Annotated in this window: 22 protein-coding genes; 15 read left to right on the top strand and 7 right to left on the bottom strand. The window is 48.2% G+C overall.

All coding sequences use genetic code 11. The annotated features are described in order from the left end of the window. Positions 1 to 8 precede the first annotated feature (8 nt). Complete coding sequence (gene ettA / locus BGX14_RS04210) at positions 9 to 1,688, top strand: energy-dependent translational throttle protein EttA (RefSeq protein ID WP_073303862.1); 1,680 nt, start codon at positions 9 to 11, stop codon at positions 1,686 to 1,688. A gap of 85 nt (positions 1,689 to 1,773) precedes the next feature. Beyond that, positions 1,774 to 3,435: an alpha-glucosidase gene (locus BGX14_RS04205; RefSeq protein WP_073303865.1), complete on the top strand. Its 1,662-nt coding sequence runs from the start codon at positions 1,774 to 1,776 to the stop codon at positions 3,433 to 3,435. Between the two features lie 46 nt (positions 3,436 to 3,481). Here the strand turns inward: BGX14_RS04205 and BGX14_RS04200 are convergent, their stop codons facing one another. Both BGX14_RS04200 and BGX14_RS04195 read right to left on the bottom strand, forming a co-directional pair. Next, on the bottom strand, positions 3,482 to 5,398 hold the full coding sequence (locus tag BGX14_RS04200; RefSeq protein ID WP_158223230.1) for a BamA/TamA family outer membrane protein: 1,917 nt from the start codon (positions 5,396 to 5,398) through the stop codon (positions 3,482 to 3,484). Further along, a complete protein-coding gene (locus tag BGX14_RS04195) occupies positions 5,395 to 9,249 on the bottom strand; it encodes a hypothetical protein (RefSeq protein WP_158223229.1) in 3,855 nt (1,284 codons plus the stop codon). The genes BGX14_RS04200 and BGX14_RS04195 overlap by 4 nt, the downstream gene beginning before the upstream one ends. Positions 9,250 to 9,288: 39 nt before the next feature. Between BGX14_RS04195 and BGX14_RS04190 the strand changes: the two genes are divergently transcribed. Genes BGX14_RS04190 through BGX14_RS04155 form a run of 8 tightly spaced genes read left to right on the top strand, consistent with a single transcriptional unit; the run spans position 9,289 to position 16,803 of the window. Next, positions 9,289 to 9,519: a hypothetical protein gene (locus tag BGX14_RS04190; protein ID WP_073303871.1), complete on the top strand. Its 231-nt coding sequence runs from the start codon at positions 9,289 to 9,291 to the stop codon at positions 9,517 to 9,519. Continuing rightward, on the top strand, positions 9,516 to 10,301 hold the full coding sequence (locus BGX14_RS04185) for an ATP-binding protein (protein ID WP_095879155.1): 786 nt from the start codon (positions 9,516 to 9,518) through the stop codon (positions 10,299 to 10,301). The genes BGX14_RS04190 and BGX14_RS04185 overlap by 4 nt, the downstream gene beginning before the upstream one ends. Beyond that, positions 10,298 to 10,657 carry an STAS domain-containing protein gene (locus BGX14_RS04180; RefSeq protein ID WP_073303877.1) on the top strand — a complete coding sequence of 120 codons (360 nt, stop codon included), beginning with the start codon at positions 10,298 to 10,300 and terminating at the stop codon, positions 10,655 to 10,657. The genes BGX14_RS04185 and BGX14_RS04180 overlap by 4 nt, the downstream gene beginning before the upstream one ends. A 25-nt stretch (positions 10,658 to 10,682) precedes the next feature. Beyond that, positions 10,683 to 12,728 carry a tol-pal system YbgF family protein gene (locus BGX14_RS04175; protein WP_073303880.1) on the top strand — a complete coding sequence of 682 codons (2,046 nt, stop codon included), beginning with the start codon at positions 10,683 to 10,685 and terminating at the stop codon, positions 12,726 to 12,728. 40 nt (positions 12,729 to 12,768) lie between these two features. Continuing rightward, entirely contained in the window at positions 12,769 to 13,224 is a 456-nt protein-coding gene (gene ndk / locus BGX14_RS04170; RefSeq protein WP_095879154.1) for a nucleoside-diphosphate kinase, read from the top strand. Positions 13,225 to 13,260: 36 nt separating this feature from the next. Beyond that, positions 13,261 to 14,109 carry a succinate dehydrogenase cytochrome b subunit gene (locus BGX14_RS04165; protein WP_095879153.1) on the top strand — a complete coding sequence of 283 codons (849 nt, stop codon included), beginning with the start codon at positions 13,261 to 13,263 and terminating at the stop codon, positions 14,107 to 14,109. Position 14,110: 1 nt separating this feature from the next. Next, positions 14,111 to 16,024 carry a fumarate reductase/succinate dehydrogenase flavoprotein subunit gene (locus BGX14_RS04160; protein WP_073303889.1) on the top strand — a complete coding sequence of 638 codons (1,914 nt, stop codon included), beginning with the start codon at positions 14,111 to 14,113 and terminating at the stop codon, positions 16,022 to 16,024. Further along, positions 16,024 to 16,803, top strand: a complete 780-nt coding sequence (locus BGX14_RS04155; RefSeq protein ID WP_078775360.1) for a succinate dehydrogenase/fumarate reductase iron-sulfur subunit — start codon at positions 16,024 to 16,026, stop codon at positions 16,801 to 16,803. The genes BGX14_RS04160 and BGX14_RS04155 overlap by 1 nt, the downstream gene beginning before the upstream one ends. Before the next feature lie 889 nt (positions 16,804 to 17,692). Here the strand turns inward: BGX14_RS04155 and BGX14_RS04145 are convergent. The 5 genes from BGX14_RS04145 to BGX14_RS04125 form a co-directional block, all read right to left on the bottom strand. After that, positions 17,693 to 19,045, bottom strand: coding sequence for an IS5 family transposase (locus tag BGX14_RS04145; protein ID WP_198951137.1), 1,353 nt, complete (start codon positions 19,043 to 19,045; stop codon positions 17,693 to 17,695). 239 nt (positions 19,046 to 19,284) lie between these two features. Continuing rightward, positions 19,285 to 20,736: an efflux RND transporter periplasmic adaptor subunit gene (locus BGX14_RS04140; protein ID WP_072977154.1), complete on the bottom strand. Its 1,452-nt coding sequence runs from the start codon at positions 20,734 to 20,736 to the stop codon at positions 19,285 to 19,287. Between the two features lie 55 nt (positions 20,737 to 20,791). Continuing rightward, positions 20,792 to 21,262 (bottom strand): uracil-DNA glycosylase family protein, encoded by a 471-nt coding sequence (locus tag BGX14_RS04135; RefSeq protein ID WP_095879151.1) that lies wholly within the window; start codon positions 21,260 to 21,262, stop codon positions 20,792 to 20,794. 126 nt (positions 21,263 to 21,388) lie between these two features. Further along, entirely contained in the window at positions 21,389 to 21,805 is a 417-nt protein-coding gene (locus BGX14_RS04130; RefSeq protein ID WP_095879150.1) for a hypothetical protein, read from the bottom strand. 227 nt (positions 21,806 to 22,032) lie between these two features. Further along, complete coding sequence (locus BGX14_RS04125; protein WP_143394124.1) at positions 22,033 to 22,404, bottom strand: hypothetical protein; 372 nt, start codon at positions 22,402 to 22,404, stop codon at positions 22,033 to 22,035. Positions 22,405 to 22,640: 236 nt separating this feature from the next. Between BGX14_RS04125 and BGX14_RS04120 the strand changes: the two genes are divergently transcribed. From BGX14_RS04120 to BGX14_RS04100, 5 genes are all read left to right on the top strand, one after another. Further along, the gene (locus BGX14_RS04120) at positions 22,641 to 23,051 is read left to right on the top strand and encodes a hypothetical protein (protein ID WP_095879148.1); all 411 of its coding nucleotides are present in this window, start codon (positions 22,641 to 22,643) and stop codon (positions 23,049 to 23,051) included. Positions 23,052 to 23,061: 10 nt separating this feature from the next. Next, on the top strand, positions 23,062 to 23,796 hold the full coding sequence (locus BGX14_RS04115; protein WP_158223228.1) for a restriction endonuclease: 735 nt from the start codon (positions 23,062 to 23,064) through the stop codon (positions 23,794 to 23,796). Between the two features lie 26 nt (positions 23,797 to 23,822). Then, positions 23,823 to 25,058 (top strand): IS256 family transposase, encoded by a 1,236-nt coding sequence (locus tag BGX14_RS04110; RefSeq protein WP_095879753.1) that lies wholly within the window; start codon positions 23,823 to 23,825, stop codon positions 25,056 to 25,058. 228 nt (positions 25,059 to 25,286) lie between these two features. Continuing rightward, the gene (locus BGX14_RS04105) at positions 25,287 to 25,622 is read left to right on the top strand and encodes a transposase (RefSeq protein ID WP_095878959.1); all 336 of its coding nucleotides are present in this window, start codon (positions 25,287 to 25,289) and stop codon (positions 25,620 to 25,622) included. A gap of 11 nt (positions 25,623 to 25,633) precedes the next feature. After that, positions 25,634 to 26,587, top strand: coding sequence for a DDE-type integrase/transposase/recombinase (locus BGX14_RS04100; protein ID WP_095878958.1), 954 nt, complete (start codon positions 25,634 to 25,636; stop codon positions 26,585 to 26,587). The last annotated feature ends 112 nt before the right edge of the window (positions 26,588 to 26,699 follow it).

Below are 26,699 nucleotides of genomic sequence, written 5' to 3'. Positions count from 1 at the left end.
GATAACGCATGGCTGAAAAATTTGTATTCTACATGAACCGCATGAGCAAAACGTATGCGCCGGGCAAAACGATTCTCAAGGATATTTCGATCAGTTTTTACTATGGTGCAAAAATCGGAATTATCGGAACGAATGGCAGCGGAAAATCGACCTTGCTTCGCATTATGGCGGGAATCGACAAAGAGTTCCAAGGAGAAGCTTGGATTGAACCGGGGCGCACGGCGGGCTATTTGCCGCAGGAACCGCAGCTGGATGCGAATTTGACGGTTAAAGAAAACGTGATGCAGGCTGTTGCCAAGAAACAGGCGATTTTGGACCGTTACAATGAAATCTCGATGAAGTTCGCCGAACCGATGGACGACGACGAGATGAATAAATTGATGGAAGAGCAGGGCAAACTGCAGGACGTCATCGATGCGGAAGACTTGTGGAATCTGGAGCGGAAAATTGAAATCGCGATGGATGCGCTGAACTGCCCGCCGGGGGACTGGGGCGTCGCCAATTTGAGCGGCGGGGAAAAACGCCGGGTCGCTCTTTGTCGCTTGCTTTTGGAAGAGCCCGACTTGCTTTTGCTCGACGAACCGACGAACCACTTGGATGCGGAATCCGTCGCCTGGCTGGAACGGCATTTGCGTGAATACAAAGGCTCGGTGATTCTGGTGACTCACGACCGTTACTTCCTTGACAATGTGACCGGCTGGATTCTGGAGCTGGATCGCGGGCGTGGCATTCCTTGGCAGGGAAATTATGCGGAATGGCTGGATCAAAAGCTGGAACGGATGAAGAACGAAGAAAAGGGCGAATCGGATAGGCAGAAACGCCTTGCGCGTGAACAGGAATGGGTAAAGCAAAGCCCGAAAGCGCGTCAGGCGAAGAACAAGGCCCGTTTGAAAGCTTATGAAGATTTGCTGGCGGAAGATTCCCGAGAGCAAATCAAGGTGGCGCAGATTTATATTCCGAATGGCAAGCGTTTGGGCAATGTCGTTATTCAGGCGGAGAATTTGCGCAAGGCCTATAACGATAAACTTTTGTTCGACAATCTGTCGTTCACGTTGCCGCGTTCTGGAATTGTGGGAATTATCGGGCCGAACGGTGCCGGTAAAACGACTCTTTTCAAAATGATTACGGGTCAGGAAACTCCCGATGCGGGAACGATTAAAATCGGCGATACGGTCGAAATGATTACGATGGAACAGGGACGGGAAAGTCTGGATGATTCGAAAACGGTTTTTGAAACGATTTCCGGCGGCAAGGAAGAAATTTTGTTGGGCGAACGCAAAATGAATGCGCGCGCCTACTGCGGACTTTTCAATTTTACCGGTTCGGATCAGCAGAAAAAACTCTCCGTCCTTTCTGGTGGCGAAAGGAATCGGGTGCTGATGGCGAAAAATTTGCAACGTCCAGGCAATCTGCTTTTCCTCGATGAACCGACCAATGATTTGGACATCGAAACCTTGCAGGCTTTGGAACAGGCGATTCTGCGCTTTGCGGGCTGTGCCGTTATCATTTCGCACGACCGCTGGTTTTTGGATCGTGTGGCGACGCACATTCTCGCTTACGAAGGCGATTCAAAGGTCGTCTGGTTTGAAGGCAACTGGAGCGAATACGAAGCGGATTACAGAAAGCGGATGGGCGACGATGCCGACACGCCGAAGCGGTTCAAATACAAGACCTTGACGCGGGAATAATTTTTTAAACGGCGAAAAGTTCAAAACAGTCACGGGCTGCTTGGCAATTGTCGAGCGCCCGTTTGTTTACAGGAACAAAATTTTTATGCAAAAATCCGAAGCACTGGAATATTGGAAAAAAATCGTCTGCTATGAAATTTACCCGAGCAGTTTTCAGGATGCAAACGGAGACGGCTTTGGCGATTTGAAAGGAATTGCGAACCGTCTGGATTATCTGGAATCGCTGGGCGTCGGCTGCATTTGGATGACGCCGGTCTATGCGTCTCCCATGCGGGACAACGGCTATGACGTTTCGGATTTTTATAAAATCAACCCGCAGTATGGAACGATGGAAGATATGGATGAACTCTTGGCGAAAGCGCGGGAGCATCATATCGTCGTGATGATGGACTTGGTATTCAATCACGTTTCCAAAGAGCATCCTTGGTTTTTGGAATCCCAAAAAAGCAGGGACAATTCCAAAAGCGACTGGTTTATTTGGAAAGATCCCAAGCCGGATGGTTCGCCTCCCAATAATTGGCGCGGAATTTTCGGCGGCTCGGCGTGGACTTGGAATGCCGCACGCGGGCAATATTATTTGCATACCTTTGGCGACTTTCAGCCCGATTTGAACTGGGAAAATCCGGAAGTGCGAAAGGCTCTTTACGATATCGCCAATTTTTGGATTGGGAAGGGAGTGGGAGCTTTTCGGATTGACGCCATCGTTTACATCAAAAAGCCGAAGGATTTTGCGGATGGCAAGCCCGATGCTTCGGACGGCATGGTGCTGATTCACGACATGACAGCAAATACGGACGGCATTCTGGACTTTTTGCGGGAATTTAAAACGAATGTCTGGAAAAATAAAAACGTGTTTACGGTTGCGGAAGCGAATGGGATTCGCCCGGAAGAGTTGAAAAATTGGGTTGGCGAGAACGGCGTTTTTGACATGCTGTTTGAATTTAATCATTTGCAAGGCGGCGATATTTGGTTTAAAGCGAAGAAACTTTCAATGCTGGATATCAAAATGGCAATTGTTCGCAGCCAGATGGCGACGGCAGAAAACGGCTGGTATCCGATTTTTTGGGAAAATCACGATAAACCGAGATCCATCAGCGCGAACTTTTCGAATGCGGCAGATCCCGTGCTGGCGGGGAAAGCGCTTTTGACTCTTTTGTTGACTTTGCGTGGAACGCCATTTGTCTATCAGGGCGAAGAAATCGGCATGACAAATGTGAATTGGGATTCCATCGATGCGTATAATGAATTGAATTCCCGCAGCCAGTATGAACTGGCGCGCCGAGAAGGTTTTGGTGCAGACGAGGCTATCCGTTTTGTGCAGGCGTTTAGTCGTGACAATGCCAGAACGCCCATGCAGTGGGACTCTTCAGCAAATGCCGGTTTTACTTGTGGAAAGCCTTGGTTGGCTTTGAATGAAAATTATCCGCAGATCAATGTGCAAAAAGAAGAAGGGGATCCCGAATCGGTTTTGGCCTGGTTCCGCAGGTTGTCCAAATTTCGAGAGAAAAGCGAAGTGCTTTTGAATGGCGATTTTCAAATTCTCCTTGCGGATGACGAACGGATTTTTGCATACAAACGCACTTTTCGGGGAAAATCGCTAACGATACTGGTGAATTTTTCGGAAGCGGACGCTTTTTACAACAAAAGCTTGCTGGGCGATGCAACGCTTCTTTTTTCCAATTACGGCGATGCCAAAAAATCGCATTTGCATCCTCTGGAAGCAAATATATTTTCTGCGGACGGCTGATTTCGACAACCCGAATTTTTGAATTTTCGGTTTTTGTCGCCGGCTATTAAAATGCCTGAGAAAGGTCGAAATTGATTCGTTGGAAAGCGAAGGATTCCGGGTTCCAGTCGTTGAAATCTTTTTTGAACGTATAATCCAGACGGATGGTCAGGAATTGCCATTTGTAGCGAATGCCCGTGCCGAATGCCGCTTGAGATCTTCCTTTGTAAACGCCGGATTCCTTGTCGCTGACGTAAGCCCAATCGTAAAATTCGACGAGCTGCCAGTTTTTGGACCACTCGAATGGGGAATTGATGCGAAGTTCCGCATTGGCGCGAACGTATTGTGGAGTCAGACCTGTGTTGATGATTTCTTCGCCTTCTTCATCGATGCTGGTGTAGCTGGGATAAATGCTGCGAAAACGGTAGCCGCGGACGGTTCGCGATCCGCCTTGATAAAAAATGCGGGCGTCGTCTTCCATCGCTTTGTCGAAGAATTTGCCGTAGCTGACGCTGAATGCCGAAAGAAACGGACCGAATAGAGGCAAGTAACCGATTCCTGTGATTTCTCCGTATGTATAAGGGTTCCCTTCCATTTTGGGGTCGCGGATGTTCCCCGTAAAGTTTGCCCCCATGCCGAGTTTTGGCAAAGCGCGTACGCCTTTTGTCGGGTTGAAGTAATCGTCGGTGAAATCGAAAGAGAGCGCTGTTTCGCCTTTGATTTTGAAAAGTCGAAGATCGTTTTTTTGAACAAATCGCGTGTCCAAAGTCGCTCGGAATCGGATGCTTCGGGCGAGTCCAAAAGTCAGGTCTCCCCGGTTGATGATTTCGTAGCGTTCTTCTAGGCTGTCCGGATATGCTGGCGGTGATGTTTTTTCGTGGTTGAAACTGATATGGTCGTCAAAACGGATGGCGGTCGGAATAAAGCTGAAACGGGTGCCGAATAAAAGTGGATTGGCGTAGCCCAATGTCAGTTCCTGCTTGTTCTGGGCAACAAGAATGCTGGCGGATCCTTCGTGAAAATGCCCGCCCAGATTTTTGTGCTTTACCGTGGCGGAGGCCCCGAATCCGTAAACCTCTTCAAAGAACACCGAGTAACGTGCTTCTCCGGGAATCCTTTCGACTGCGCTGAATCGAATGTCGGAAAGGCTGTCGCTGCGGGGGGCGTCCTCTAAATGGATTTGGGAAAAAATCTGCGTGGATAGTAATTTGTTTCGGAACGAAGTGTAGGTTTTCCCGTTGATGACTTCGCCTTTGGGAATGCGCCAAAGCCGGTTGAGCCAAGCCGTGTCGGAAAGTCCCTGCCTGTCGGTGGTATTCAGGTTTGCAATGCGGGCGGGTTTTTGTGTGCTGCTGGTAAAATCTCCCATGCGGACTTTTGTGCCGGGTTCCACATAGATTTCCACGTTTACCTGGTGATGAAGAGTGTCCAAAAATTCCAGATAGTCCGCCCGGACATGAAGATAACCGTTTTCGCGATAAAGAACTTGGATTTGCAAGACGTTATCGGCAACAACAGAAGGGTCGTAATGGGCGCCAGTCTGGAATTTCAAACCTTTCAGCGCAACGCTATCCGCAATGGAATCTCGGTCGATTTTGATTTCATTAAATGTGTAGCGTTCGCCTTCTTGAATGAGAAAACGGTACAGGGTGTAAGGAACGGAATCCTGCTCGTCGGTTTGATTTCGCAAGACTTCCAATTTGGTTGTAAAACTAAAGTAGCCGGCGGAAAAATACAGGAGTTCCAAATTGGTTCTTGCCACCTGCATCAAAAAGTCCTGGCGAATCGTATCGACAATGCCAAACTCTTCGGGAATATCCAGTTCCACGGCGAGTTGCTCGTCGGCATAAAGCTCGTTGCCGATAAAGGAAACTTTCCACGCATTTTTAGGAGGATTCTGAACGGAGGAATCCGCAGGAATCTCTTTTGCTAAAACCATTCCGGTCAAAAAAACAAGAGCGAGAAACAGTTTTTGCAACATCATTTCTTTTCCTTGTTTTCTGCGCATTTCCCCAGCCCAAAGAAGCAGGGAGACCAGAATGTGTAGCTGTAATTAAAACCGATGTTTTTTTCCAAACGGCTTTCGTCTTCGGTGGTCGTCGTGATGTAATTCTTTTGGACAAGGCTTGCGCCAAAGTCCAGTTGCGGATTGTAGTGCTCCGGATTTTTTGTTTTGTCGGCTTCGGAAAAGGCGGGAATGATGTACGTGATGCCGGCTTCCAAAGCGCGATCGTAAGTCGGCGTTTCGCTCTGATCCTGCTTGTATCCAAAAATCAGGCTCAAGTCCTTGACCCAGCGATCTAGGGAAATGGGAATCGTCAAGTAGCTGGAATCTTTTTCCGAAAGGGCTTCATCATCGAAGAATTTCAATTTCATGTCGATATCGCCAACGTATTCTCCGCCGAGGGTTTTGTTTGCTGTCGAAGAGAGAACGCTGCCGATCAGTTTTCCCGCCACTTTGTTCTTGTCAATGGAAGAGTTTTCGCCTTCGGAAATACAGCCCAAAAGAACGCTGTAGTAAAGGGAGGCGGGAGAGTCGTCGGTGTTGCAGTTGGCACTGGGCATCGGCTTGGGCGCAATCAGGGTGCCGAGAATGTCCAAGTGGACAGGGCAAGTTTCGTTGTCGTCGCGGTTGTTGCTGGTTTGGCAATAAGGCAACTCTTGAACGCTGGAAATGTTAATCGTTCCGCGCTTCCAGGGAACGTCCTGAAAAGAGATGGCGAAAGATTCCAAATTGAATCGGAAAAGGTCTTTAAGACCGATGGAGCCGTTTCCGGAATTGTTGATGTCTCCGCGGAAAAGCGGATGGTCCGAATTGCCGAGGATCCAAAGATCGACGGTAAGGGGAAATGAAGCCAGGTTGGTCAAGATGGCGACGGTATCTCGCTGCGAATCGCTGATGTGAACGGAAATGTTGAGAGGTCTGGATTTTGCTGCCGTTTTTTTGACGGGAGGCTTTGTTCTTCGGATTTTGGTAAAAAAGCTGGACAGGGTCGCCGAAATTTTGCTGATACTGCCGAAACCCAGATCCACCGAAAAAGTATTCTTGTAAACGGCTCTGTCCAAACGGATATTACCCTCCAAAGTCGGGTTTGCAAAGCTCCCGTTTTCCGCATGGGGCAAATGGAGAGTGGCGTTCCCGTGAGCTAGGGCATCAGCTTCTCCCCATTCGGGCTTGTTTAATTTATATGTAACGCTGTCCAGTTGAAGAGCCAATTTAAATTCCCTGTCGTCGTCTTCTAGAGTGCCGCGGACGCTGTTGAGTTGAATCCGGTGAATTTGATTCCACAGGATGGAAAATTTATCGGTTCCCAATCGGACGTTTTGCAGCTTTTTGTTTTTTAAATCATAGGAGGCTTCCGCCTGGATAAATTCCCCTTTGTTGTTGGTGAGTTTCGCCGTTGGAATGTGGAATACGCCGTTTTCAAACGTTCCGGAAAATGAAACCGGCAAAATGGGAAATCCGCGTTTGGTATCGATGGCGGTGGAGTCCGAATGAAAGGAGAGACGCAGGCTGTCGATAAAGGAATGAAGGTCTCCCGAAGCGTCGGCCTTGAAGTCGGTATAGACAATTTCCCCCATTCCTTGCGGCAAGAACCAGGAGCCGGAAACCTGCGCATTTCCTTTCCAACGATAGGTGGAGTCGAGAGTTCCGTCCAGCCAAGCGGTCCCGCCAACGGGAGTCATAAAATAAGCGAACAGATGGCGATGGGGTTCCAAAAGCCCATTGATGTCGATTTGCAGATCTCCGTTCCACGCTTGATTGCCCGCTTTGACTTTTCCCGAAATCTGCATTTTTTCTTTTTCGGCAAAGACGTTCAATTTGGAAATGGAAAAAAATTCGGGATCGACATCTTTGAGGGCGAGGTCGCTGAAGGCGAGCGAACCTTGGATTCCAGAACCTTTTCTAAAAGAAACGTTTCCGCTAAAGACCCCTGTAGAAAGCGGGGAACCTTTGTAGGCTTCCAGCAAAAGCGGAATGTCGAATTTTTCCGTAGAAGCCCATGCTTCTATGATCTGCATGTCGTCAAAAAAATTGGCGGCGCTGTCGAAATGCAGCAGGGAAAGTCCTTCCATTAAAATGGAGTTGGTTTTGGTCGAAATGATGGCGGAATCCAGCGAAAGAGAATCTATTGTATTGTGGATTTTAAAGTGCCCGCGCAATGGAATTTGGAGGATTTCCGTTTCCACTTCGGCGTCAAGGTTTCCGTTCCAATCCGAAAAATTCTGGGCGAATGTCGCTGTCACAATGCCGTCGAATCCGCGCAAGAGGGAAGAATCGGCAAAAGGAATGGTCGAAAGGCGAACCCGGTGCGCTTCGCTCTTCAAGTCTAAATCAAAATCGATAAACGCTTTGGCGAATCCGCTGTCGGATTGGTGCACTTCCCACGAGGTATGCGGAATGGAATCGTGCCATTTGACATCTCCCGTAAAAGAGAATTTTTCCTTTGGCGTTCTTATATGGCCGTTTACAAAGTCGATGCCGTTTTTGTTTAGAACAAGAGTTGTAAACAGGGAATCCGCAGTCATATTGTAGGCGTATTCGACCGGAGCGATAGAAACGTCTGCGCGCATGGTGCCGTTCTGAAAATTTCCTTTTACTTGGGGACGGGAACCCAATCGCAAATGCTTGCCGCTCCATCTTGTCGCCCAAGCCTCGTTTGGGGAAATGTCTCCGGTAAAATCGATGTTGAATTTTTTGTTTTTGGCGAGTCCGGAAATGTCGGCTTTCACTTCGGAACCGGATTCTGTTTTGACGACCGCTTTTAAAGAGTTGGCAGAAGACTTGGTCGCGTGGACGGTACAGTTCAGCGGCTGGAATCGGGGGCCGAATCGGGACTCGATGCCGGAAATTTTGATGTCGGCGGATCCCATCAGATTCTTATCGACTTTTCCTTGCAGGGCGATGATTTGCCCCGGTTTCTTCCCGCTCAATTTCCCGTTGATTTGAAAAACCATTTTTTCGTTGCTCTGGAGGTTCAGGTCGAGAGCCAAGGCGGGCAATGGCCAAAGCGCACCAAGATTCGTTTGGATTCGGGCGTTGTAAGAAAATTTCTTTTTTTCGATGTCCGCATTGTATGCGGTATGGAGCCGAATATTTTTGATGGAAATTTGCTTGGGAATTCTGTTTGGAACCAGCAATGCGGGATTTTGGATTTGAGCGTCCGCAGTTCCGGAAATACGCGTAGGCGCATTTCTTGGACAGTGGAGTGCCAAAGACAAAGTGTCGTTGTCCTCCGTCTGGATTTTGACATTTGCCGAAAGAAAATCCCCTTGCCAGGAGGCGTCCAATGTTCCCGATGTTTTTCTTTCGATGAATTTCCCTTGGGCGTTTTGAAAGGAAAGACGGGCTTCTTTTTCGTTCAGGGATTGGATTTCAAAGGAGTCGGCGGACCAGTTTCCCATATTTTTTACCGAAACCTGCAAGTGGGATATGCGGGTTTGGACGTTCAGTGGAATGCGAAAATCCGGAATCTGCACCGTCATTTTTGAAGAGTCGCTTTGGGGGAGCTTTTCCGGATCGATTTCCATGCGGACCGTATCGGTTTGGATCCGGATAAAGTCCTCGCCGGGAGAGAGCAGCAGGTGCGCATTTAAATCGGGATTTTGGAGAACGACGTCAAACCCTGCTCCTTTGACTGCGATGGAATCCCAGCGGTGCGAAAGAAATCCTTGTGACGAATGCCCCTGAAAATGCACTTCGACACTCCCGTATGTGTGGGAGGTATTCAGGTAATTGTTCAAAAAACGATAACCCAACCAGACTAAAGCCACAAGGCAGCCTACGAACACGGCGAAGATACTGATGGCAACAGCGGGTTTTAACCGTCTCACAGGTTGCAATATAGCTAGAAATCTATATATATTGGAGGCATGGTTGAAATTCGTTCCATCCGTTTGGAAATTTCTGCGGACGAGGATTTTGCTCCCGTTTTGGAAAATTCCGTTGCTGATTTTGCGCGCTCGCTGGATTTAAGCGAACCGTCTTTGGCGCGCATGAAAGAAGATTGTTATCGGCTTTTCAAAAAGAATGCAGACCGGGAAAGCGTGCAGTTGAACTTCTGCTTTGACGAAAAAGGGCGGACAGGTGTTTTCTCCGTATGAGTCCGATTCAAATCCAAAATCTCGATGAAGAACCCGAAGTATTCGTGCTGAAGTTGCAGGGCGATATTGGGTTGGACTTGGTTCCGCAGATGACCGCCGCCATGGAACGCCATTTTGCAGCGGGAGCTTTACATTGGGCGGTGGATCTTTCGGATGTGTCTTTTTTGGGTTCGCCGGCTGTTGGGGCGATTATGGGCCTTCGTTCCCGGGTTATTCGTCAGCAGGGCAGCGTTTCGCTTTTTTCCGCCCATGCGGAGTTGAAAGAAAAACTGAATTTGATGGGCGTCGATTTGGCAATTCCGGCGTTTAAAGATTGGCATAGTTTTTTGGAATATTTTCGCTGGGAATATCGCGGGGCGTCAAAATTTGTCGATTTGACATTGCCGGCGAAAGCCTGCATGGTGCCTCCGATGCGCCGCTTTATCGGCGGGCTTTTGTTGAGCAAGGGCTACGGGGAAAAGGACGTTTTTGTGATGGAATCCCTTGCCGATGAACTGGCAAATAATGCCATAGAACATGGGAAACCGCCCAACGGCATATTTCAGATGCATTTAAAGTTTGACAAGAAAAAAATGGAATTGAAGGTTGCCAACGATTGCGCGCCTCTTTCCGACGAAGCGCAGCGGGAGCTGGTTGAAAAATATGAACATCCGAAAATGACTCCGGGATCTTTGCGCGGTCGAGGAATCGTCCTTGTCAAAAAATTATCGAACCAGATGTCTTATTCTGTAAAACCGCAGCGGGTTGAAGTTGCGGTTGTTAGAATGCGAGAGGAAAAATGAACGAAAATCCAGAAATTTTAACCATCGAACAGATTGAAAATTATCCGGCGGCTCGTCTTTTGCGATTTGTCGGCGACTTGGATTCCACCAATGCCGAGGCAACATCGAATCGGATTCTCGCCCTGCTGAACGATAATGTGAAAACGCTGGTCGCCGATTTTGCCAAGTTGCGCTATATCAACAGTACGGGACTTGGTGCCCTCCTTTTTGTCAATAAGAAGGTAAAAGAAATCGGCGGCGTTTTTAAAGTGGCGAATGGAAATGAAAACGTTTTGGAAATCATTGAAATCATCGGTGCCGACCAACTGCTCGAAATCTATGCTTCTTTAGAAGACGCATTGCGGACGTTGAATTAGGATTTTATTTGCAAGGAAAACCGAAATGAAAAAAATTGTAGCTTTCCCGATAATCGTTCTTCTTGGCGTTTTTTGGGGCTGTTTGGATAAACAGGGAGAAGACAAGCTCGTTGCCAAAGTGGGCGCGGAAAATATTTATGCTTCCGATGTGGATTTTTTAAAGAGGATCCAGCCAAAGCCCTATGCGACTCCGGGACAAGAAAAAGCGGCCTTGGAAAATATCATCGAATCCTTGGTGATTTTTCAGGAGACCAAGCAGCTAATCGGTGAAGACTCCGTCATTGAAAATCGGATTCGCGATTTGGAAGACCGTTTTTGGGCGCAGGCTTACGGCGATTTTTTCCTCACGCAAAATTTGGGATTTTCTGATGAACGTTTGCAGGATTTTTTTCAAAAAAATCGAAAAATCTTCTTGGCGGATTCCTGTAAATCCGTGGACAATTGTCGGGAACGAGTCGCCAAGGCTCTTTTGATTTCGGAAAACGCGGATTCTTTAAAACGGTATGTGAAGAAACAGCTTTTGGATGCTCAATCTGCCAAAGTGGAACTGGCTTATGTGGAAGCGTCGGATTCGTCTTCAGTTCGTAAAGCGGAAGAGGATTTGCGTGCCCAAAAAATTTCTCTGGAGCAGATTCCGGGATTAAAGCGCGAAGAATTTTTGTCTAAAATGCCACGTGGAATTTTGGAAATCGATTCGGTTTACCATTTGCTTTTCGGCAAGGATTCGCTGGCTGTCGGGGAAATCCGTTTTGTGCGCGGTTCCCAGAGTTTTGTTGTGTTCAAAGTGCTGTTGCGCCGCGCGCCGCGCGATCTTCCCGAAGATAAACAGGATTCCATTTTGCAGGCAAATTTTGCTTCGGACTGGGCTGCGTTTCTGGTGAGCAAAAATGACAGCGTTCTCGAAAGCAAGTATCGTCTCCGTTACGAGCCAATCATTACTTCGGAAATCCGCAAATACTATGAAGCACACAAGGATTCTTTTGGCGACTCTCCCATCGACAGCGTTGCCCGGCAGATTGAAAATACGCTGTTCAAAAATGCCGAAGTCGAGCTGGATTCGGATTATGTTTTAGCGACTGTTGGAGGAAAACCGCTGGTTTTGGAAAAGGATGTCCAAAAGTTGAAACTGGAAATGCCCGAGAGATTCCGTATCCAGTATCCTCGCCGTCGTTGCGTAATGATGCTTGCCGGTTGGAAAATGAAAGCGCTGGCAGCTAAGGAACAGGGATTGGATAATGACGGTTTGGTTCGGCGGATTCGCGAGTCTGTGCGACGTTCTTTTTACCGCAATGCGTTTGCGGGAAGGCTTGCGGAATTGGGCTTTTTCGCTTCGGAAGCGACGATGCGTTCTATTTATGAACGGATTGGGACGCGGCTGTATCCGAACCGGGATTTCGCATCGATTCGCGGCGAGCTGGGTATTTTTGCGCAAACCCATGACCGGGAGTTCCTGTATGAATACTATCTGCTCTATCCGAATTCGGAAGTGACGGATCTGGACTCCATCAAGTTGGCGGTGTTTCCTCAGAAAACGACCATTTTTTCCAGGAACTGGTTTGAAAACTATCGCCGGGATCTCTATAAAAAATATCCGGTCCAAATTGAAGACCCGGCATATTTGCCGCGGGCGGATCTTTTCTCTACGCAGAATTTGATGCTGATTGCGGATTCCATGTACCAGAATCAAAATCTGGTCGGCGCTTATATTACGTGGAAACGCATCATGTCGCTCTCGTCGTCGGACGATTCCCTGTTCGCTCGTGCGGCTTACGAGCTTGCGGAACTGGATTTGGAACGGGAAAAATACAAGGAAGCGGATGCGGAATTTGCCGCATATCTGCGGCTTTGGCCGCAATCGGCTTTGGCGGAAAAATCCCTGTTCAGCCGGGCGTTCCTGTTGCACGAATATCTCAAAAACGACTCTCTGGCTCTTCCGCTCTTTTTGCAGTTCCAGCAAAAATACCCGAAAAGCGAGATGATTGAATCCGTGAATTGGCTTGTCAAGGATATTCAGAGCGGCGGAAAGCTTGGCGAGGAACTTTTGCAGAAGATTTCCGAACAGGAAGAATAGATTTTATATATTTGCATCACTATTTCAAGGCGGTAATTCTATGGAAATGACATTTGCTATGATCAAACCCAACGGCGTCAAGTCTGGGCTTATCGGTCGAATTTTGGATCGCTATACCGGAGCGCGTCTGGCGGTTGTGGGGCTCAAATTGCACCAGATGACTTCGGAAGAGGCGCGGGGCTTTTATGCGGAACACGTGAACAAACCGTTTTTCCCGGAACTCGAAGAATACATGACAAAGGGACCTTCGGTGATGATTGCCCTTGCCGGTGAAAATGCGATTGCCGCCGTACGGGCGATTAACGGAGCGACAAATCCGGAAAAAGCCGAACCGGGTACCCTGCGTTACGATTTTGCTCCGTCGATGACGGAAAACGTCGTCCACAGTTCCGATAGCCCGGCCAGTGCGGAACGCGAAGTGGCTTTCTGGTTCACAAAAGAAGAGCTTTATGATTACGCCGCAGCCTCTCAAAAGGCCTGCAAGGTTCTCGGTTAAGTTTTCGTTTAACCCAATTAAGGAGACAAAAACCTCATGCAATGGATAATCAAATATCTGACTTCCTCCATCGGTAAGAAGCAGATTATGGGTTGCTCGGGTGCTGCGATTGCGCTCTTCGTTTTAGGGCACATGATCGGTAACTTGCAACTGATCAATTTAGATCAGGCGGCGGCGCAGGCGCATTACAATGCCTACACGCAGCTTCTCACGGGAATGAAGCCTATCATCTACTTTGTAGAAATCGGGCTCATCGCGATTTTCTTCATCCATATTTTCCTTGCTATCAAACTTAAAATGGAAAACCGCAAGGCTCGCGGTCCCGAATCCTATGAAGTGAATGCGCGCAAGGGCAAGAAGACTTTTGCGAGCTTTACCATGATTTGGTCGGGTCTTATCATTCTCGGCTTTGCCATTCAGCATTTGATGACGCTCAAGTTCGGTGCGCACTATCTGTATGAAAATGAAGCCGGGCTTGTGATTCGCGATATGTGGCTCACCACCATCGATATGTTTGCCAATCCGATTTGGACGGTTTTCTATTTGGTAGCCATGTTTGTTATCGGTATGCACTTGTTCCATGCGATTTCGTCGGCGTTCCAGACTTTGGGCATCGCCCACCAGAAGTGGACTCCGATTATCGATTTTATCGGAATGGTTTACAGTGTCGTTGTGGCTTTGGGATTTGCTTTTGAAGCGGGCTTCAGCTGCTACATTGCCCACCAGCCGGGGACGGAAGCTCTCCGCAATGCGGCCCACCAGAATCAAAATGTTCTGGAACAGAAAAAACAGGCTCAGGAAGAAGCGGCGAAGGCCAAGAAGGTCTCCTTTGCTGTTTCCGCTGACGAATTTCAAGTTTCTTACATCGTAGAAGGAGATCGCTAAGATGAAACTGGATGCTCATATTCCTGGTGGAAATATCTCCGAAAAGTGGACTCGCCATAAATTTGAACTTAAACTGGTGAACCCCACGAACAAGCGTAAATTCAAGGTGATTGTGGTGGGAACCGGTCTTGCCGGCGCAAGCGCTGCCGCTTCTCTTGGAGAACTCGGTTACAATGTTCTGGCTTTCTGCTATCAGGATTCTCCGCGCCGTGCACACTCCATTGCAGCACAGGGCGGTATCAACGCAGCCAAGAACTATACGAACGACGGCGACTCCGTTTACCGTCTGTTCTATGATACGGTAAAAGGCGGCGACTTCCGTGCTCGTGAAGCGAACGTGCACCGCCTTGCCGAAAACTCCAATTTGATTATCGACCAGTGCGTGGCGCAGGGCGTTCCTTTTGGACGTGACTACGGTGGACTTCTGGCTAACCGTTCTTTTGGCGGAACCCAGGTTTCCCGCACGTTCTATGCTCGTGGACAGACCGGACAGCAGCTTCTTCTCGGCGCTTATCAAGCTCTGATGCGTCAGGTGGCGAAGGGTTCTGTCAAGATTTTCCCTCGTCGCGATATGCAGGACCTGGTCGTCATCGACGGCAAGGCTCGCGGAATCGTGGTTCGCAATCTGGTGACGGGAGCTTTGGAAAGCTACGAAGCGGATGCGGTCTGCTTGGCGACTGGCGGCTACGGCAACGTGTTCTATCTTTCGACGAATGCGAAGGGCTGCAATGTCAGCCCGGCTTGGCAGGCTTATAAGAAAGGTGCGCTCTTTGCGAATCCCTGCTACACACAGATTCACCCGACTTGCATTCCGGTGACGGGCGATCACCAGTCCAAGCTGACTTTGATGAGCGAATCCCTCCGTAATGATGGACGTATCTGGGTGCCGAAAAAAGTCGGCGATACCCGTCCGGCAAATGAAATTCCGGAAAGCGAGCGCTATTACTATTTGGAAGAACGCTATCCGTCTTTTGGAAACCTGGTCCCGCGTGATGTGGCTTCCCGCAATGCGAAGATGGTCTGCGACAAGGGCATGGGTGTCGGTGCGACGAAACGTGCCGTTTATCTGGACTTTGCCGATGCCATCAAGCGTATGGGTGTCGCAGGCGTTTCCGCCAAATACGGCAACCTGTTCCAGATGTATGAAAAAATCACCGACGAAGATCCGTACAAGGTTCCGATGCGCATCTATCCGGCTTCCCATTATACGATGGGCGGCCTCTGGGTGGACTACAACCTGATGAGTACGATTCCGGGCTGCTTTGTCTTGGGCGAAGCGAACTTCTCGGACCACGGTGCGAACCGCTTGGGCGCATCCGCTTTGATGCAGGGACTTTCCGATGGATACTTTGTCATTCCTTACACCATCGGCGGTTACTTTGCGGGAACCAAGCTCGACAAGGTCAGTGCTTCTGATCCGGCTTTCAAGGAAGCGGAAAAGAATGCGATGGAACGCCTGAACAAGATTCTGAACATTCATGGAAAGAAGAACGTTTCCGAAATCCATCGCGAATTGGGTCAGGTCATGTGGGATTATGTCGGGATGGGCCGTAACAAGGAAGGCTTGGAAAAAGCGCTGGAACGCATTCCGGAAATCCGGGCGGAATTTTGGGAAAATGCCAACGTGCTCGGTGCCGAAGGCGATTTCAACCAGAATCTGGAAAATGCCAACCATGTCGCAGACTTCCTGGAATTTGCCGAACTTCTCGCTCGCGATGCTTTGCACCGTGAAGAATCCTGCGGCGGACACTTCCGTGAAGAACACCAGACCGCAGAAGGCGAAGCCATGCGCGACGACGAAAACTTCTGCTATGTCGGCGCCTGGGAATACAAGGGCGATGGCCAGATTCCGGAACTTTCCAAGGAACCACTCACATTTGATAATGTTCACCTCGTGACGCGGAGTTATAAGTAATGAGCGATAATATGCATCTGACTCTCAAAATCTGGCGTCAGAAGAACGCCAATACAAAAGGTCAATTTGAAACGGTAAAAATTGACGGCATTTCTCCGGATATGTCTTTCCTTGAAATGCTTGACATCGTAAACGACCGGGAAATGAAACAGGGCAAGGAAGGCTTTGCTTTTGACCACGATTGCCGTGAAGGTATTTGCGGAATGTGCTCCCTGGTCATCAACGGTATGCCGCACGGTCCCGATCATGCCATTACAACTTGCCAGCTTCACATGCGCAAGTTCAAGGATGGCGATACGATCGTCATCGAACCGTGGCGCGCTTCGGCATTCCCGGTCATCAAGGACTGTGTCGTGAACCGTTCCGCTTTTGACCGCATTATTCAGGCTGGCGGTTATGTCAGCGTGAATACCGGTGCGGCTCCGGAAGCGGCGTCTCTCCCGGTTCCCAAGGATAAGGCGGATCGCGCATTCGATGCGGCTGCTTGTATCGGTTGCGGAGCTTGCGTTGCCGCTTGCAAAAACTCTTCGGCAATGCTCTTTGTCGCAGCAAAGGTCAGCCATCTTTCCTACTTGCCGCAGGGCAAGGTCGAAGCGAAAAAGCGCGTGCTCGCCATGGTCGCCCAGATGGACAAGGAAGGCTTCGGCAACTGCACGAACCTTTACGAATGCCAGGCGGCCTGCCCGAAGGGTATCACCGTGGATTACATCGCCAAGATGAACCGCGAATATCTCGGCGCGACGGTCTCGTATGCCGAAAAGGTGTACGGGAAGGACTAATGTGGGGTGTGGAATGTGGAATGACAAATTGATTTCATTTCACATTACACATTACAAATTGCACATTGGTTTTAGTGTCATCCTGGAGCGTCCGTAGGATGCGATAGGATCCAAAGCATTAAAAAGAGGACTGCTCAATAGCAGTTCTCTTTTTTTATGAAGGGGGAAGACAACTCACAAGGCGAATGCTGCGACTGTGCTTGCAGGGGCATTGCTGAGCCTAAAGGTTGGGACTTGAGCAAAGCGAGAGTCCAATCCCCCTGGCTTCAGCCCCTTTGGGGCTTCCGCGCACCCCCACTGCGGGCTTCAGACGCTAGCCCGCAACGCCCCGCTTTTAGCAAAAATGCTCCCACAATTGTGTAAAGTCGCTTCCGTATTTGCGGGAGCGGCTTTTACATTGTGGGGGAGTTGCTTGAACTTTTGCTTTTGTTACAATGTCACTTGTGTAAAGCAGCGGGGGCAAATGTCCGGGCGGTTTTGTCATTTGTGCAAAACGGCCCGGTCTTTTGCCGGAGTGTCTTTTACACTTATGCGAAGAAGCCTGAACATTTGGCCGAGCACCTTCACCGCTTAGGTGATGGTGCTGGGGCGTTTGCCGGAGCGGCGTTACCACGGTGATGAAGTTGCTTGGGCTTTTGCGCGAGTGGTTTCACCACTTGTGCAAAGGTCCTCGGACAATTGCATAAGCGCTTTCTCCACTTGTGCAAAGGCGCTAGAACTTTTGCGGGAGATGCTTTTACAAGGTGAAGAAGGTGCCTGGACTTTTGCCGGGGCGTGTTGCATTCTTGTGTAAAGGGGCTCGGGCAAATGACCGAGGGGCAACACTACTTATGCAAAGGCGCTTGAGCATTTGCGGGAGCTCCTTTTACATAGTCGTCCCTTAAAAAGGTCACTTTGCGAACGCAAGATAAGGACGTTCGCATTTTTTGTTCATTCCGTTCCACAGAAGGCAAAAAAAGTATAGCCATTCCAACAGGACAAAAAAGCGCCTCATGGCCCTCTTGAAGTTGAACGCCGCTGCTGCAAGCTTTGCATTGAGCATATCGCCAAAGATTCCCTTGTAGAAATTTCTGCCCATACGGTGATCGCTTTTCAGATGGCCGTTGATAGGCTCGATGCCAGCCCTCTTGCAAAAAAGATTGTGTGCCTTTTTCTTCTGGTAGTAAGTCGCGTTTTTCTTCGGGACGTCGGGTATCACGATCTTTGTCGTTCCGGATTCCTTTTGTCCGCGGTAGCCTCGGTCGCATGCGGCCTGGCTCGGCCTGAATCCAAGCATTTGTTCAACATGGTCAAGCGTATCGTCTATCGTATGTCCGTCATACTCGTCCCTGAACGCGACTGCGCCGACGATGATGCCGTTGTAGCTCCGGGCAATTGACACCTTGTTGCCGAACTCGTATTTCTTGTGTTCCTTGCCCTTGCCGATGCATTTCACTTCGGGTTCGTGTAGCGAATAGATTTTGTCCTTGTCGCATTTCTTCTGTGCCAGAACTTTGTAGAAAAGTTCAATTTTTCCTTTGTACGTACCCGACAGATTTTTCTTCGAAAGATTCCGTTCCATTTCGCGGACGAGCCGTCCCGCGATGGTTTTCAACCTGCGATCCGCCTTGTGAGCCTTTTTGGCGTTTTTCGGGTGATTGCGGAAACGCTGGTCACGATGAATCTTCTTCAAGGTTCTCTTGTAGGACTGTCTCTGCGGAAGGCCGTGTTCTTCCACGATTTTCTGCACCTGCTCTATTATCTTGTTCGCAAGTTTGGCGTCTGTAGGGAACGTGATGTTCTTTTCCTGCACGGTCGTGTCAAGAAAGACCGTGCCGCATCCTGTCGGTCCTTGTTTATCGTGGTCATCGTTGACGAGGATACTTTCCTTGAGGATCATGTCCAAGCCTTCCTCGCCGATCTTATGCCGGAAGTGGACAAGTTCGCTCGGGTCGCAGGGTTGCTCCGTCGAGAAGAACCGTTCTCCGCAAAAGTACTGGTAATAGGCGTTTTCCTGGAACTGCTCCACGACGGACTCGTCCGATACGTTGCGGATGTGCTTCAGGATGATGAGCCCGGTCATGAGACGGATCGGCTTGTTCGGCGCACCCATTTTGTCGTCAAACAGTTTCGAAAACTCGGTCTCGAACTTGTTCCAGTCAATCTTGTTCGCAAGAACGTAAAGGGGATGCTTGTGGTTCAACTGCTCCTCAAGGGAACAGAAAAGGCTTGTCTGGGCGGAGGATTTTGGCGGTCTGTACATGGGAAAAATTGCAAGGTTTTCAGTCATATTTTAGAAAACCTTGCAATATTTTCACAGGGTAGAAATCAATTTTTCCCAATAGTTATGCGGGCTGGGCGGGATTTTAAGGGACGACTACATAGTGGGGAAGTCGCTTGCACTTTTGCGGAAGCTGCATTTACAAGGTGACATTGATGCTTGCACTTTTGCAGGACCTCCAACCACACTTTTGGGCTGCTTTTCGGGACTTTTGCCCCCCCTTACCACCAGAGTTTCAGGCGCAAGTAGTCAATGGCCTGGTGCGAAAGAATCCACCAGAGGGTGCGTTTCCCTGCGAAAATCTTCGCGATACCTGTCATGCCGGGGCGGAACCACGGGGGAGTCGCTCGCACGAACTCGCCGCGCACGGCGAAGGTGTTTTCCTGGTCCTTGACGCTTGCCGTCGGGTTCATGAGAGTAGTGCGGAACCTGTACACGTAATCGGGACGGCTCTTGATGGCCATGAAGCCCTCGCCGCCAAGCCGCACGTTGTTCACTTCCAGTTCGCTCACGTCGGCCTCCATGTAGATTTCTTCGATGGATGCCAGCTGGAACAGTTCGCCGCCCTGGTTCACATGCGACCCCACGCGCTTTTGCAGGTCGCCCTCGATGACCACCGCGCTGTCCGATTCGCAGCGCACCACCGAGCGAGAGAGCTTGTAGCGCACCGTCTTTAATTTCGCCAGTGTCTGCGAGAGCTTGGCCTGCTGTATGCGCAGGTCGGCCAGCTGCCTGTTCGCCTGGGCCTTCTGTATTTCGCGGCGGTTGTCCTGTTCCTGGGCCATGAGGTCGGCCTCTTCTAGCTTGAGTTCCTTTTGGTCGAGTCGCAAGAGCTCGTCGCCCTTGTACACGATGTCGCCCGGCTTCACCTTCACGCTCTGGATGAACCCGTCGAAGGGGGCGCTCAGGTAGGTGATGTGGTCGGTCTTGAGCATGGCCGGGGCGCTAACCCTGTAGGGGATGGGCACCAGTGCCGCGAAAAGCACGAACGCCGTAAGCAGAATGCCTAGCAGTTTTGCCCAGGTGTGTTCGTGGCCCAGCAGCTTGGCTAACCCCTCCCGCGCGGCCCGGGCGAACCTCTTGCCGAACCAGCCGCTCTTGCGGTAGAGCTCGTCTATCCTTGCGCTAGTGAGCGTTGCTACCAGGTGGATCTGGGCGGACTCCTCGTCGTCGAAGGGGTGCGCCCCGCGTTCGCAGGTGATTACCGCGATGGTCTCTTCGCCCCGCCTTACCGGGACCGATAGCATGTGCCCCACGCCGTAAGTCTTGCTGTAGTACTCGTGGATTCGGGTGGCGAGCGGGGTGCCGCCGTCCGGGGGCGGGTAGGCTATGCTGGCGTCCTGTTCGTAGGCCTCTTCCATGGCGCACTCCAGGTCGCGCACCACCTGCATCTTGCCCTCGAAATGGTCGGTGTGGCTTATGGCCGCGAGCACCACGTAGTCGTGCTTGACCATGCCGATGCTTACCCTTTCGGCGTGGTGACGGTCGGCGATTTCGCCCGCGAGTGCGAGTGCCGCCGTCTTGAAGGTCTTTGCCTCGCCGACAACCCGCACGATGTCCAGGACCTCGTTCATCTGCCCGATCTTGGAACTGGTGGTGCGCAGGGCGTTCTGCAGCGCCTTGATGATGGCGCCCTGGTCGAACTGCGGCTTTTCCTGGTTCTGTGCGGTCATTGGACTGTCGGTTAGGGTGTGGTTTGGGTGGAAATAATAGTAAAACGAATTTGTGTTACGAAAATAGGTTGCCAGAATTGTTTTTGATTTCTGTTGTAATTACGGCCAATCTTTTTTCCGTATTGCCTTTTTCGCCTTTTTTTAGTTCATTACCATCAATGTCTGTTTTTATCATGAAGTTGATGTTCCGGGGAGATAAGTGAATTGATTTAATGATTATCAAATCGGGACGGTACGTCTTTTTGACAAGTTCAAGAGCTAAAAGAGCTTTTTGACCGAATGCAATTGCATATTTTGTTGTTAAAAGATCCCTGTTAAGGCGTGCAATATTGTTTGAATCTACGATTTCTTCATTGCTTGCTTCACTCCGCTCTGTTTTGCGTTTGTATTCAATTTTATCCCAGGCGTTGGTTATTCCGATTAAAGATCGTTTGAGGCGAAATCCTTGAAAGTGTAAATGTTTAAGAATAAAGTCTAGTGCTTTGCCTGTTTTACCAGCACAGGGCAGTCCCTTTTTTTTCTTCAAATCGACCAGGACAGGAGAATACGGCTGTGATTGCTGTAGAACTGTTCAAATTTTCGAAATAGGGATGATGTTTCATTTCCATTCCTTTTAAGACAGATTAGGGGCTAGTTTACTAGCCCCTATATTTTATTTCAATAGTTCTGCGATGATTCTTGCCTGAACATCGGGATTCATTTCGATGTACATGGTGCCACCGCGCATGAAATCGTATTTGTCCTGAAGTCGGCCAAGCCATAGCCAGTTACTTTGCCTTGTTGCGTGAAATTTCCAGGCAACTTCCCTTGCGTAGCCAAGATTATCGGTTTCGCTAGGTTGCAATATTCTAGAGGATGTTACGAGGCCGATAGCCTTGATATAAAGTCCTGCCTTTGGACTGAACGACTTAAGGAAGACGATATCCCCTATATTTATCTGGCGGAGCATTTCGTGAAACGCCGGAGCGTCCTTGCTGTCCCAGCCAATACAGGCGATGCCTTTGCTGATGAAGGTTGATGCGTGGTCTTCTGTGCCGCTTGAGTATGCGGCTCCAATGCCGTAAAACATATTTTACCTCTCTAATAAATTTAGGTATAGGATTCTGTTAATGGAGCGAACCCTGTTCCACAATTTCGTGGTATTACAATCAGCTCGCTAGCCTATGGCTATAATAGAAAAAATTGGGTGTAATGGCAAGGGGGTAGAAAAAAGAACCCTGCTTGTAGCAGGGACCTGAAAAGTGAATCGTTCAAACTGTATAATCAATTATATTTTTTGAGAATTAATCGCTTGTTTTATGCGTTCAGATATCTATTGAATAACTGGCTAGCCTTAAACATAAATTTTACTATATCTTTCATTCCCATATTCTCTATTGTCGTCTTTATTGCGGCTGTCTGGTTTATGTCCTCTCTCTCTGGTTGCATATTCCAGTTAATATTTGTTGGTGATAAGATATCGTAAGTATCTATATTTGTGTAAGTAGGTAGTTTGTATGATTTTGTACCTAATACGATTTTAGATATTTTCCCGTTGTAAACACCTCCGTTAGCACAAATGTTTCCGTTTCCGTCAACGTAGGCAAAGTTGTTGAGTTCGTTAATAGAAACACTGGTTACGCCGAGTTCTATGGCCTGTTTTAGTTCTTTGAGTTCTTCGTCTGTCATATGATTTCCTTGTTTCTGCAAATTCAACATTGAATTTGTCAAAAAAATATAAGCATTATGTTTTTGAAAGAAACTCAAATTTCAGCGGTATACAAAAAAATCGGACCTCGGGACGGGGTGTGGGGTGAATAAGGTTTTTTTTACCCCCATTTGGGGCGTTTGGGGCTGGAAAAGATTACTTCTTTATTATTTTTATGTTTAATTGGATCGCTTTTTGCGGTAGGAGTTGTTATTCTATGGATGCGGCTAAACTGGACCAATTGAAGGATGTCCTGAATCGGGTATGGGCCGAGGACACCTGTTATCCTGGTTCGTGGAATAAGGATATCCCATGCAAGGGACAATGTGAGCCGACGGCATGTGTCGTGCAGGATTTATTTGGCGGTGATATCTACAAGATTGTCGGCGACGAGTCAATCGGTGCTAAGGGCGCGCATTTTTTCAATGTTATTGATGGCAAAATTGTTGACCTGACTGCCGCTCAGTTTGACGGTCCTGTTGCCTATGGAAAGGGCTATAAGGTGGAAGGACTTGCTCTTCGACAGCTGAGAACTTATAGCCGATTTAATCGAAAGCAACGCTATGAAAACCTGAAAAGAAAGATTGCTGCTATAATGGAATATCCTTTAAATGCTGAGGGGAAATAAAAGGCTGTTTATGACGAAACAAGAATATATCCAATCCTTGAAGAAAGAAGTTGAACAGTTTCATCCTTTTTTAAGGGACCGGCTTTTTGCGGCCATGCAAAAAGAGACTGCTATTGATTCCTATGATTATACGCATGGAAATAATGAACAAGGTGCGGACTTTATAGTGATAACCCGTGATGGGGTTACAAAAAAAGAAATAGCTGTAGCGGTGATTGTCAAGTCCGGTTCTATTACGAATTCTCTTGAGACCGTTGAACGACAGATTTCTCAATCAAAAACAGACAAAAAAAATCAAGATGGCGAAGATTTTTCTGTCCGCAGATTTTGGGTGATTACAAATAATACCATCTCAAAGAACGCAAGAGACTATATAAAAGATAAGTTTAAAAACTTGAATATTGAATTTTGGGATTATCAAGAAGTCGTTAGATTAAGTGATTTGTATATGGGTGATGATTGGTTGGAACCGCATCATTCGACAAATACCTTCTTGCAGACGAAACGGCAGTATTTTGTGGATATGATGTCAAGGAATTCCCTTGCCCAAAATTTAGGAGAATTCTCTTTAAGACAAACTGTTGTTGAACGAAAGGCCGAATACAATAGCAACCAGCAGAAGAATGACCCGCCGAAGAAGGTAAATGTCTTGGAGTGCGCCAAAAAAAGGAAAATGATTCTGCTTGAGGGGGGATTTGGGACTCTATCCATAAAACTGTGTCATTCACCACCAAGCATCATTTGAAAAATGATGTAAATTGAGGAACTATGATGACACACGAAGAATATAAAGAGATGATCAAAAAAGCAGCATCTCAGTTCAAAACAGGAAAGCCAATTTTTGGCAAAGACGGAGCATTTCACCAAGTATTGGAAGATTTTTTGAATGCTGCATTAGAAGCGGAAATGGATGTTCATTTGGAAAAAACAAAGCCCGAAAATCGAGAAAATCGGCGCAATGGGAAAATGCCGAAAGAGATAAAAACGGCATACGGAGCAGTCCAAATAAACACGCCTAGAGACCGCGAAGGAAGCTTTAATCCTGAGATTGTGAAGAAACGTCAAACCGTGCTTGCCGAAGGTCTTGCAGACCGAATTATCGGCCTTTACGGACTCGGACAAAGTATGCGCGATATTCAAAAATATTTGGAAGATGATTTTGGCGAATACATTTCAGCCGATACCATTAGCAACATCACAGAACGCGTGTGGCCAGAGATTAACGAATGGAGAACGAGACGTTTAGAAACGGTTTATCCCATCGTTTGGATGGACGCAATTCATTACAAAGTAAAAGATGAATCAGGCATCGTAACAACGCGAGCAATTTACAATGTCATCGGTGTTGATTCAAATGGTTACAAAGATTTGCTAGGCATGTATGTGTCGCAAAGCGAGGGTGCAAAATTCTGGATGCAAGTCCTTTCCGATTTGAAAAATCGCGGAGTGGAAGACATTCTCATCGCTTGTGTAGACGGACTTTCAGGCTTTCCGGACGCAATAGAATCCGTGTTTCCAAAGACCAATGTTCAGTTGTGTGTAGTGCATCAAATTCGAAATTCACTCAAGTACATTAACGCAAAATCACAAAAAGAATTTTTGAAAGAACTGAAGTTAGTTTATGCGGCATCGACCAAAACGGAAGCCGAAATTGCACTAAAAAAATTAGAAGAAAATTGGGCAAAAAAATATCCAATCGTCATTCAATCTTGGAAAGAAAAATGGGATAAACTTTCGTGTTATTTTGATTATCCAAGTGAAATTCGTCGCATTATTTATACGACAAATACTGTCGAAGGTTATCATCGCCAAATTCGAAAAGTGACAAAAACAAAAGGTCTGTTTCCAAATGATGACTCGCTTGTAAAACTCGTGTACTTGGCGTATCGAAATATCAAAAAGAAGTGGAAAAAGCCATTGCAAAACTGGACAACTTGCGTACAAAAATTATCGATTCTTTTTGGTCAAAGATTTAATCCACTCAACTTAAATCAAATTCCAAAATGAATTTTCTCCGCCCCCAAACGGAAACACAAAAACTTTAATTGGATGATTTTTTTTCAAACAAGGAATGATAATTTTATCATTTCTTGTTATATTTGAATTGCTTCAAAAGGAGAAATTTGAAGTTGTCGCAAAGACAAAATCGAGTTGAAAAAATGTAGCGCTTAACCGCAACTTGGAAAAAATTGAGGAAGCTAATAAGGTGTATATTTCCAACCAAGGAGCCACCTTATGGCAGAAGAAAATAAACCTGAAAAACAGAAACGTCGCCGCCTGAGTGCGGAGGACAAAGTCAAAATCCTGAGCGAAATTCTCCTCAAGGGCAGGGGCTTATCTGAACTTGCGGACGAGTACAAGATACATCCGAACAAAATTCTCGAATGGAGGAAGGTACTTTTCGAATCCGCTACGGGGATTTTCGAGCAGAAACGCCCCGACATAACCGAAAAGGCGCAACAGCGTAAAATAGACGCTCTCGAGAAAACCCTGGCCGACAAGGATGCCGTCATCGCCGACATCGCTCAGGAGAACCTGGCCCTCAAAAAAAAATTAACTGGCCGTCCCTAGGAAAGAAGAAAATGAGCCTCTCCGAACGGACCGCCATCATTGCGGAAATCGACGCCATTTACGCAAGGACGGGAATCGCCCCGTCCAGGCTGGTATCCTTTTTGGGAATCCCGCAAAGTACATGGAACAACTGGGTTTCGCGGAGGAAGGCGGAAACGCGGCATAACCACGATACGCCGAAGTCCAACTGGATGACCCCGGAAGAGACTCGCGCCATCGTCGACTTCTGCAAACAGTACAAGGACCATCTGCATGGATACCGCTACCTGGCCTGGCTTATGGTAGACAGGGATATCGCATACGCCCGTCCATCGACGGTTTACAACATACTGAAGAGGAACAACCTTTTCGGCAAATGGGCTTTTCCTGCGGAAGCGCGGAAAAAGGGGTTCGACCAGCCGACACGTCCGAATGAACAGTGGCATACGGATTATTCCTACGTCAGAGTTTGCGGAGTGTTCTTCTACTTCGCCTGCGTCCTGGACGGGTTCAGCCGCAAGGTTCTCGTCTGGGACCTTTTCTCCACGATGGAAGGCTTGAACGTTGAAATTCTCGTGACCAGGGCGAAGGAACTCCATCCCGATGCGCATGCCCGCATAATCCACGATAACGGGAAGCAGTTCGCCTCGAAGGATTTCCTCGATCTGGTTTCGAAACTTGAACTCAGGGAGACCTCTACATCTCCCTTCCATCCGCAAAGCAACGGGAAAGTGGAACGTTTTCACAAGACCCTCAAGGCGGAGGAAGTCCGTCGTGACGCTTACCAGGACTATTCCGATGCAAAGAGGAAAATGTCGGACTGGATCAATTACTACAACTCGGAACGGCTACATTCCGCAATCGGATTCCTGACTCCTGACGAGGTTTTCGCAGGAAAGATGGAGGAACGACTTGCAGAACGAAGAACAAAATTGTATAATGCGACAAGAGAACGTGAGGACTATTGGGCTAACCAACCGACCTGACGGAATCCCTTATTAGCTTTGTTAAAATTTTCCAAGTTCAACTTGGGCGGGACAAAAACATCGCTTTGATTTTGCTTTTCGCTTCTTCAATTTTGAAATTTCAAAGCTCTTT

The organism is Fibrobacter sp. UWS1, from assembly GCF_002300445.1.
Classification (GTDB): Bacteria; Fibrobacterota; Fibrobacteria; order Fibrobacterales; family Fibrobacteraceae; genus Hallerella; species Hallerella intestinalis.
Note: the sequence above shows the minus strand (reverse complement) of the source record. Positions and strands in the feature narration are given on the sequence as shown.

Excerpts from the sequence above, each read along its gene's own strand:
- BGX14_RS04160 (WP_073303889.1), top strand. The coding sequence starts at position 14,111 with ATGAAACTGGATGCTCATATTCCTGGTGGAAATATCTCCGAAAAGTGG.
- ndk (WP_095879154.1), top strand. The coding sequence starts at position 12,769 with ATGGAAATGACATTTGCTATGATCAAACCCAACGGCGTCAAGTCTGGG.
- BGX14_RS04125 (WP_143394124.1), bottom strand. The coding sequence starts at position 22,404 with ATGACAGACGAAGAACTCAAAGAACTAAAACAGGCCATAGAACTCGGC.
- BGX14_RS04200 (WP_158223230.1), bottom strand. The coding sequence starts at position 5,398 with ATGATGTTGCAAAAACTGTTTCTCGCTCTTGTTTTTTTGACCGGAATG.
- BGX14_RS04190 (WP_073303871.1), top strand. The coding sequence starts at position 9,289 with ATGGTTGAAATTCGTTCCATCCGTTTGGAAATTTCTGCGGACGAGGAT.
- BGX14_RS04180 (WP_073303877.1), top strand. The coding sequence starts at position 10,298 with ATGAACGAAAATCCAGAAATTTTAACCATCGAACAGATTGAAAATTAT.
- BGX14_RS04175 (WP_073303880.1), top strand. The coding sequence starts at position 10,683 with ATGAAAAAAATTGTAGCTTTCCCGATAATCGTTCTTCTTGGCGTTTTT.
- BGX14_RS04140 (WP_072977154.1), bottom strand. The coding sequence starts at position 20,736 with ATGACCGCACAGAACCAGGAAAAGCCGCAGTTCGACCAGGGCGCCATC.
- BGX14_RS04145 (WP_198951137.1), bottom strand. The coding sequence starts at position 19,045 with ATGTACAGACCGCCAAAATCCTCCGCCCAGACAAGCCTTTTCTGTTCC.
- BGX14_RS04165 (WP_095879153.1), top strand. The coding sequence starts at position 13,261 with ATGCAATGGATAATCAAATATCTGACTTCCTCCATCGGTAAGAAGCAG.
- BGX14_RS04185 (WP_095879155.1), top strand. The coding sequence starts at position 9,516 with ATGAGTCCGATTCAAATCCAAAATCTCGATGAAGAACCCGAAGTATTC.
- BGX14_RS04120 (WP_095879148.1), top strand. The coding sequence starts at position 22,641 with ATGGATGCGGCTAAACTGGACCAATTGAAGGATGTCCTGAATCGGGTA.
- ettA (WP_073303862.1), top strand. The coding sequence starts at position 9 with ATGGCTGAAAAATTTGTATTCTACATGAACCGCATGAGCAAAACGTAT.
- BGX14_RS04205 (WP_073303865.1), top strand. The coding sequence starts at position 1,774 with ATGCAAAAATCCGAAGCACTGGAATATTGGAAAAAAATCGTCTGCTAT.
- BGX14_RS04100 (WP_095878958.1), top strand. The coding sequence starts at position 25,634 with ATGAGCCTCTCCGAACGGACCGCCATCATTGCGGAAATCGACGCCATT.
- BGX14_RS04105 (WP_095878959.1), top strand. The coding sequence starts at position 25,287 with ATGGCAGAAGAAAATAAACCTGAAAAACAGAAACGTCGCCGCCTGAGT.
- BGX14_RS04115 (WP_158223228.1), top strand. The coding sequence starts at position 23,062 with ATGACGAAACAAGAATATATCCAATCCTTGAAGAAAGAAGTTGAACAG.
- BGX14_RS04155 (WP_078775360.1), top strand. The coding sequence starts at position 16,024 with ATGAGCGATAATATGCATCTGACTCTCAAAATCTGGCGTCAGAAGAAC.
- BGX14_RS04110 (WP_095879753.1), top strand. The coding sequence starts at position 23,823 with ATGACACACGAAGAATATAAAGAGATGATCAAAAAAGCAGCATCTCAG.
- BGX14_RS04130 (WP_095879150.1), bottom strand. The coding sequence starts at position 21,805 with ATGTTTTACGGCATTGGAGCCGCATACTCAAGCGGCACAGAAGACCAC.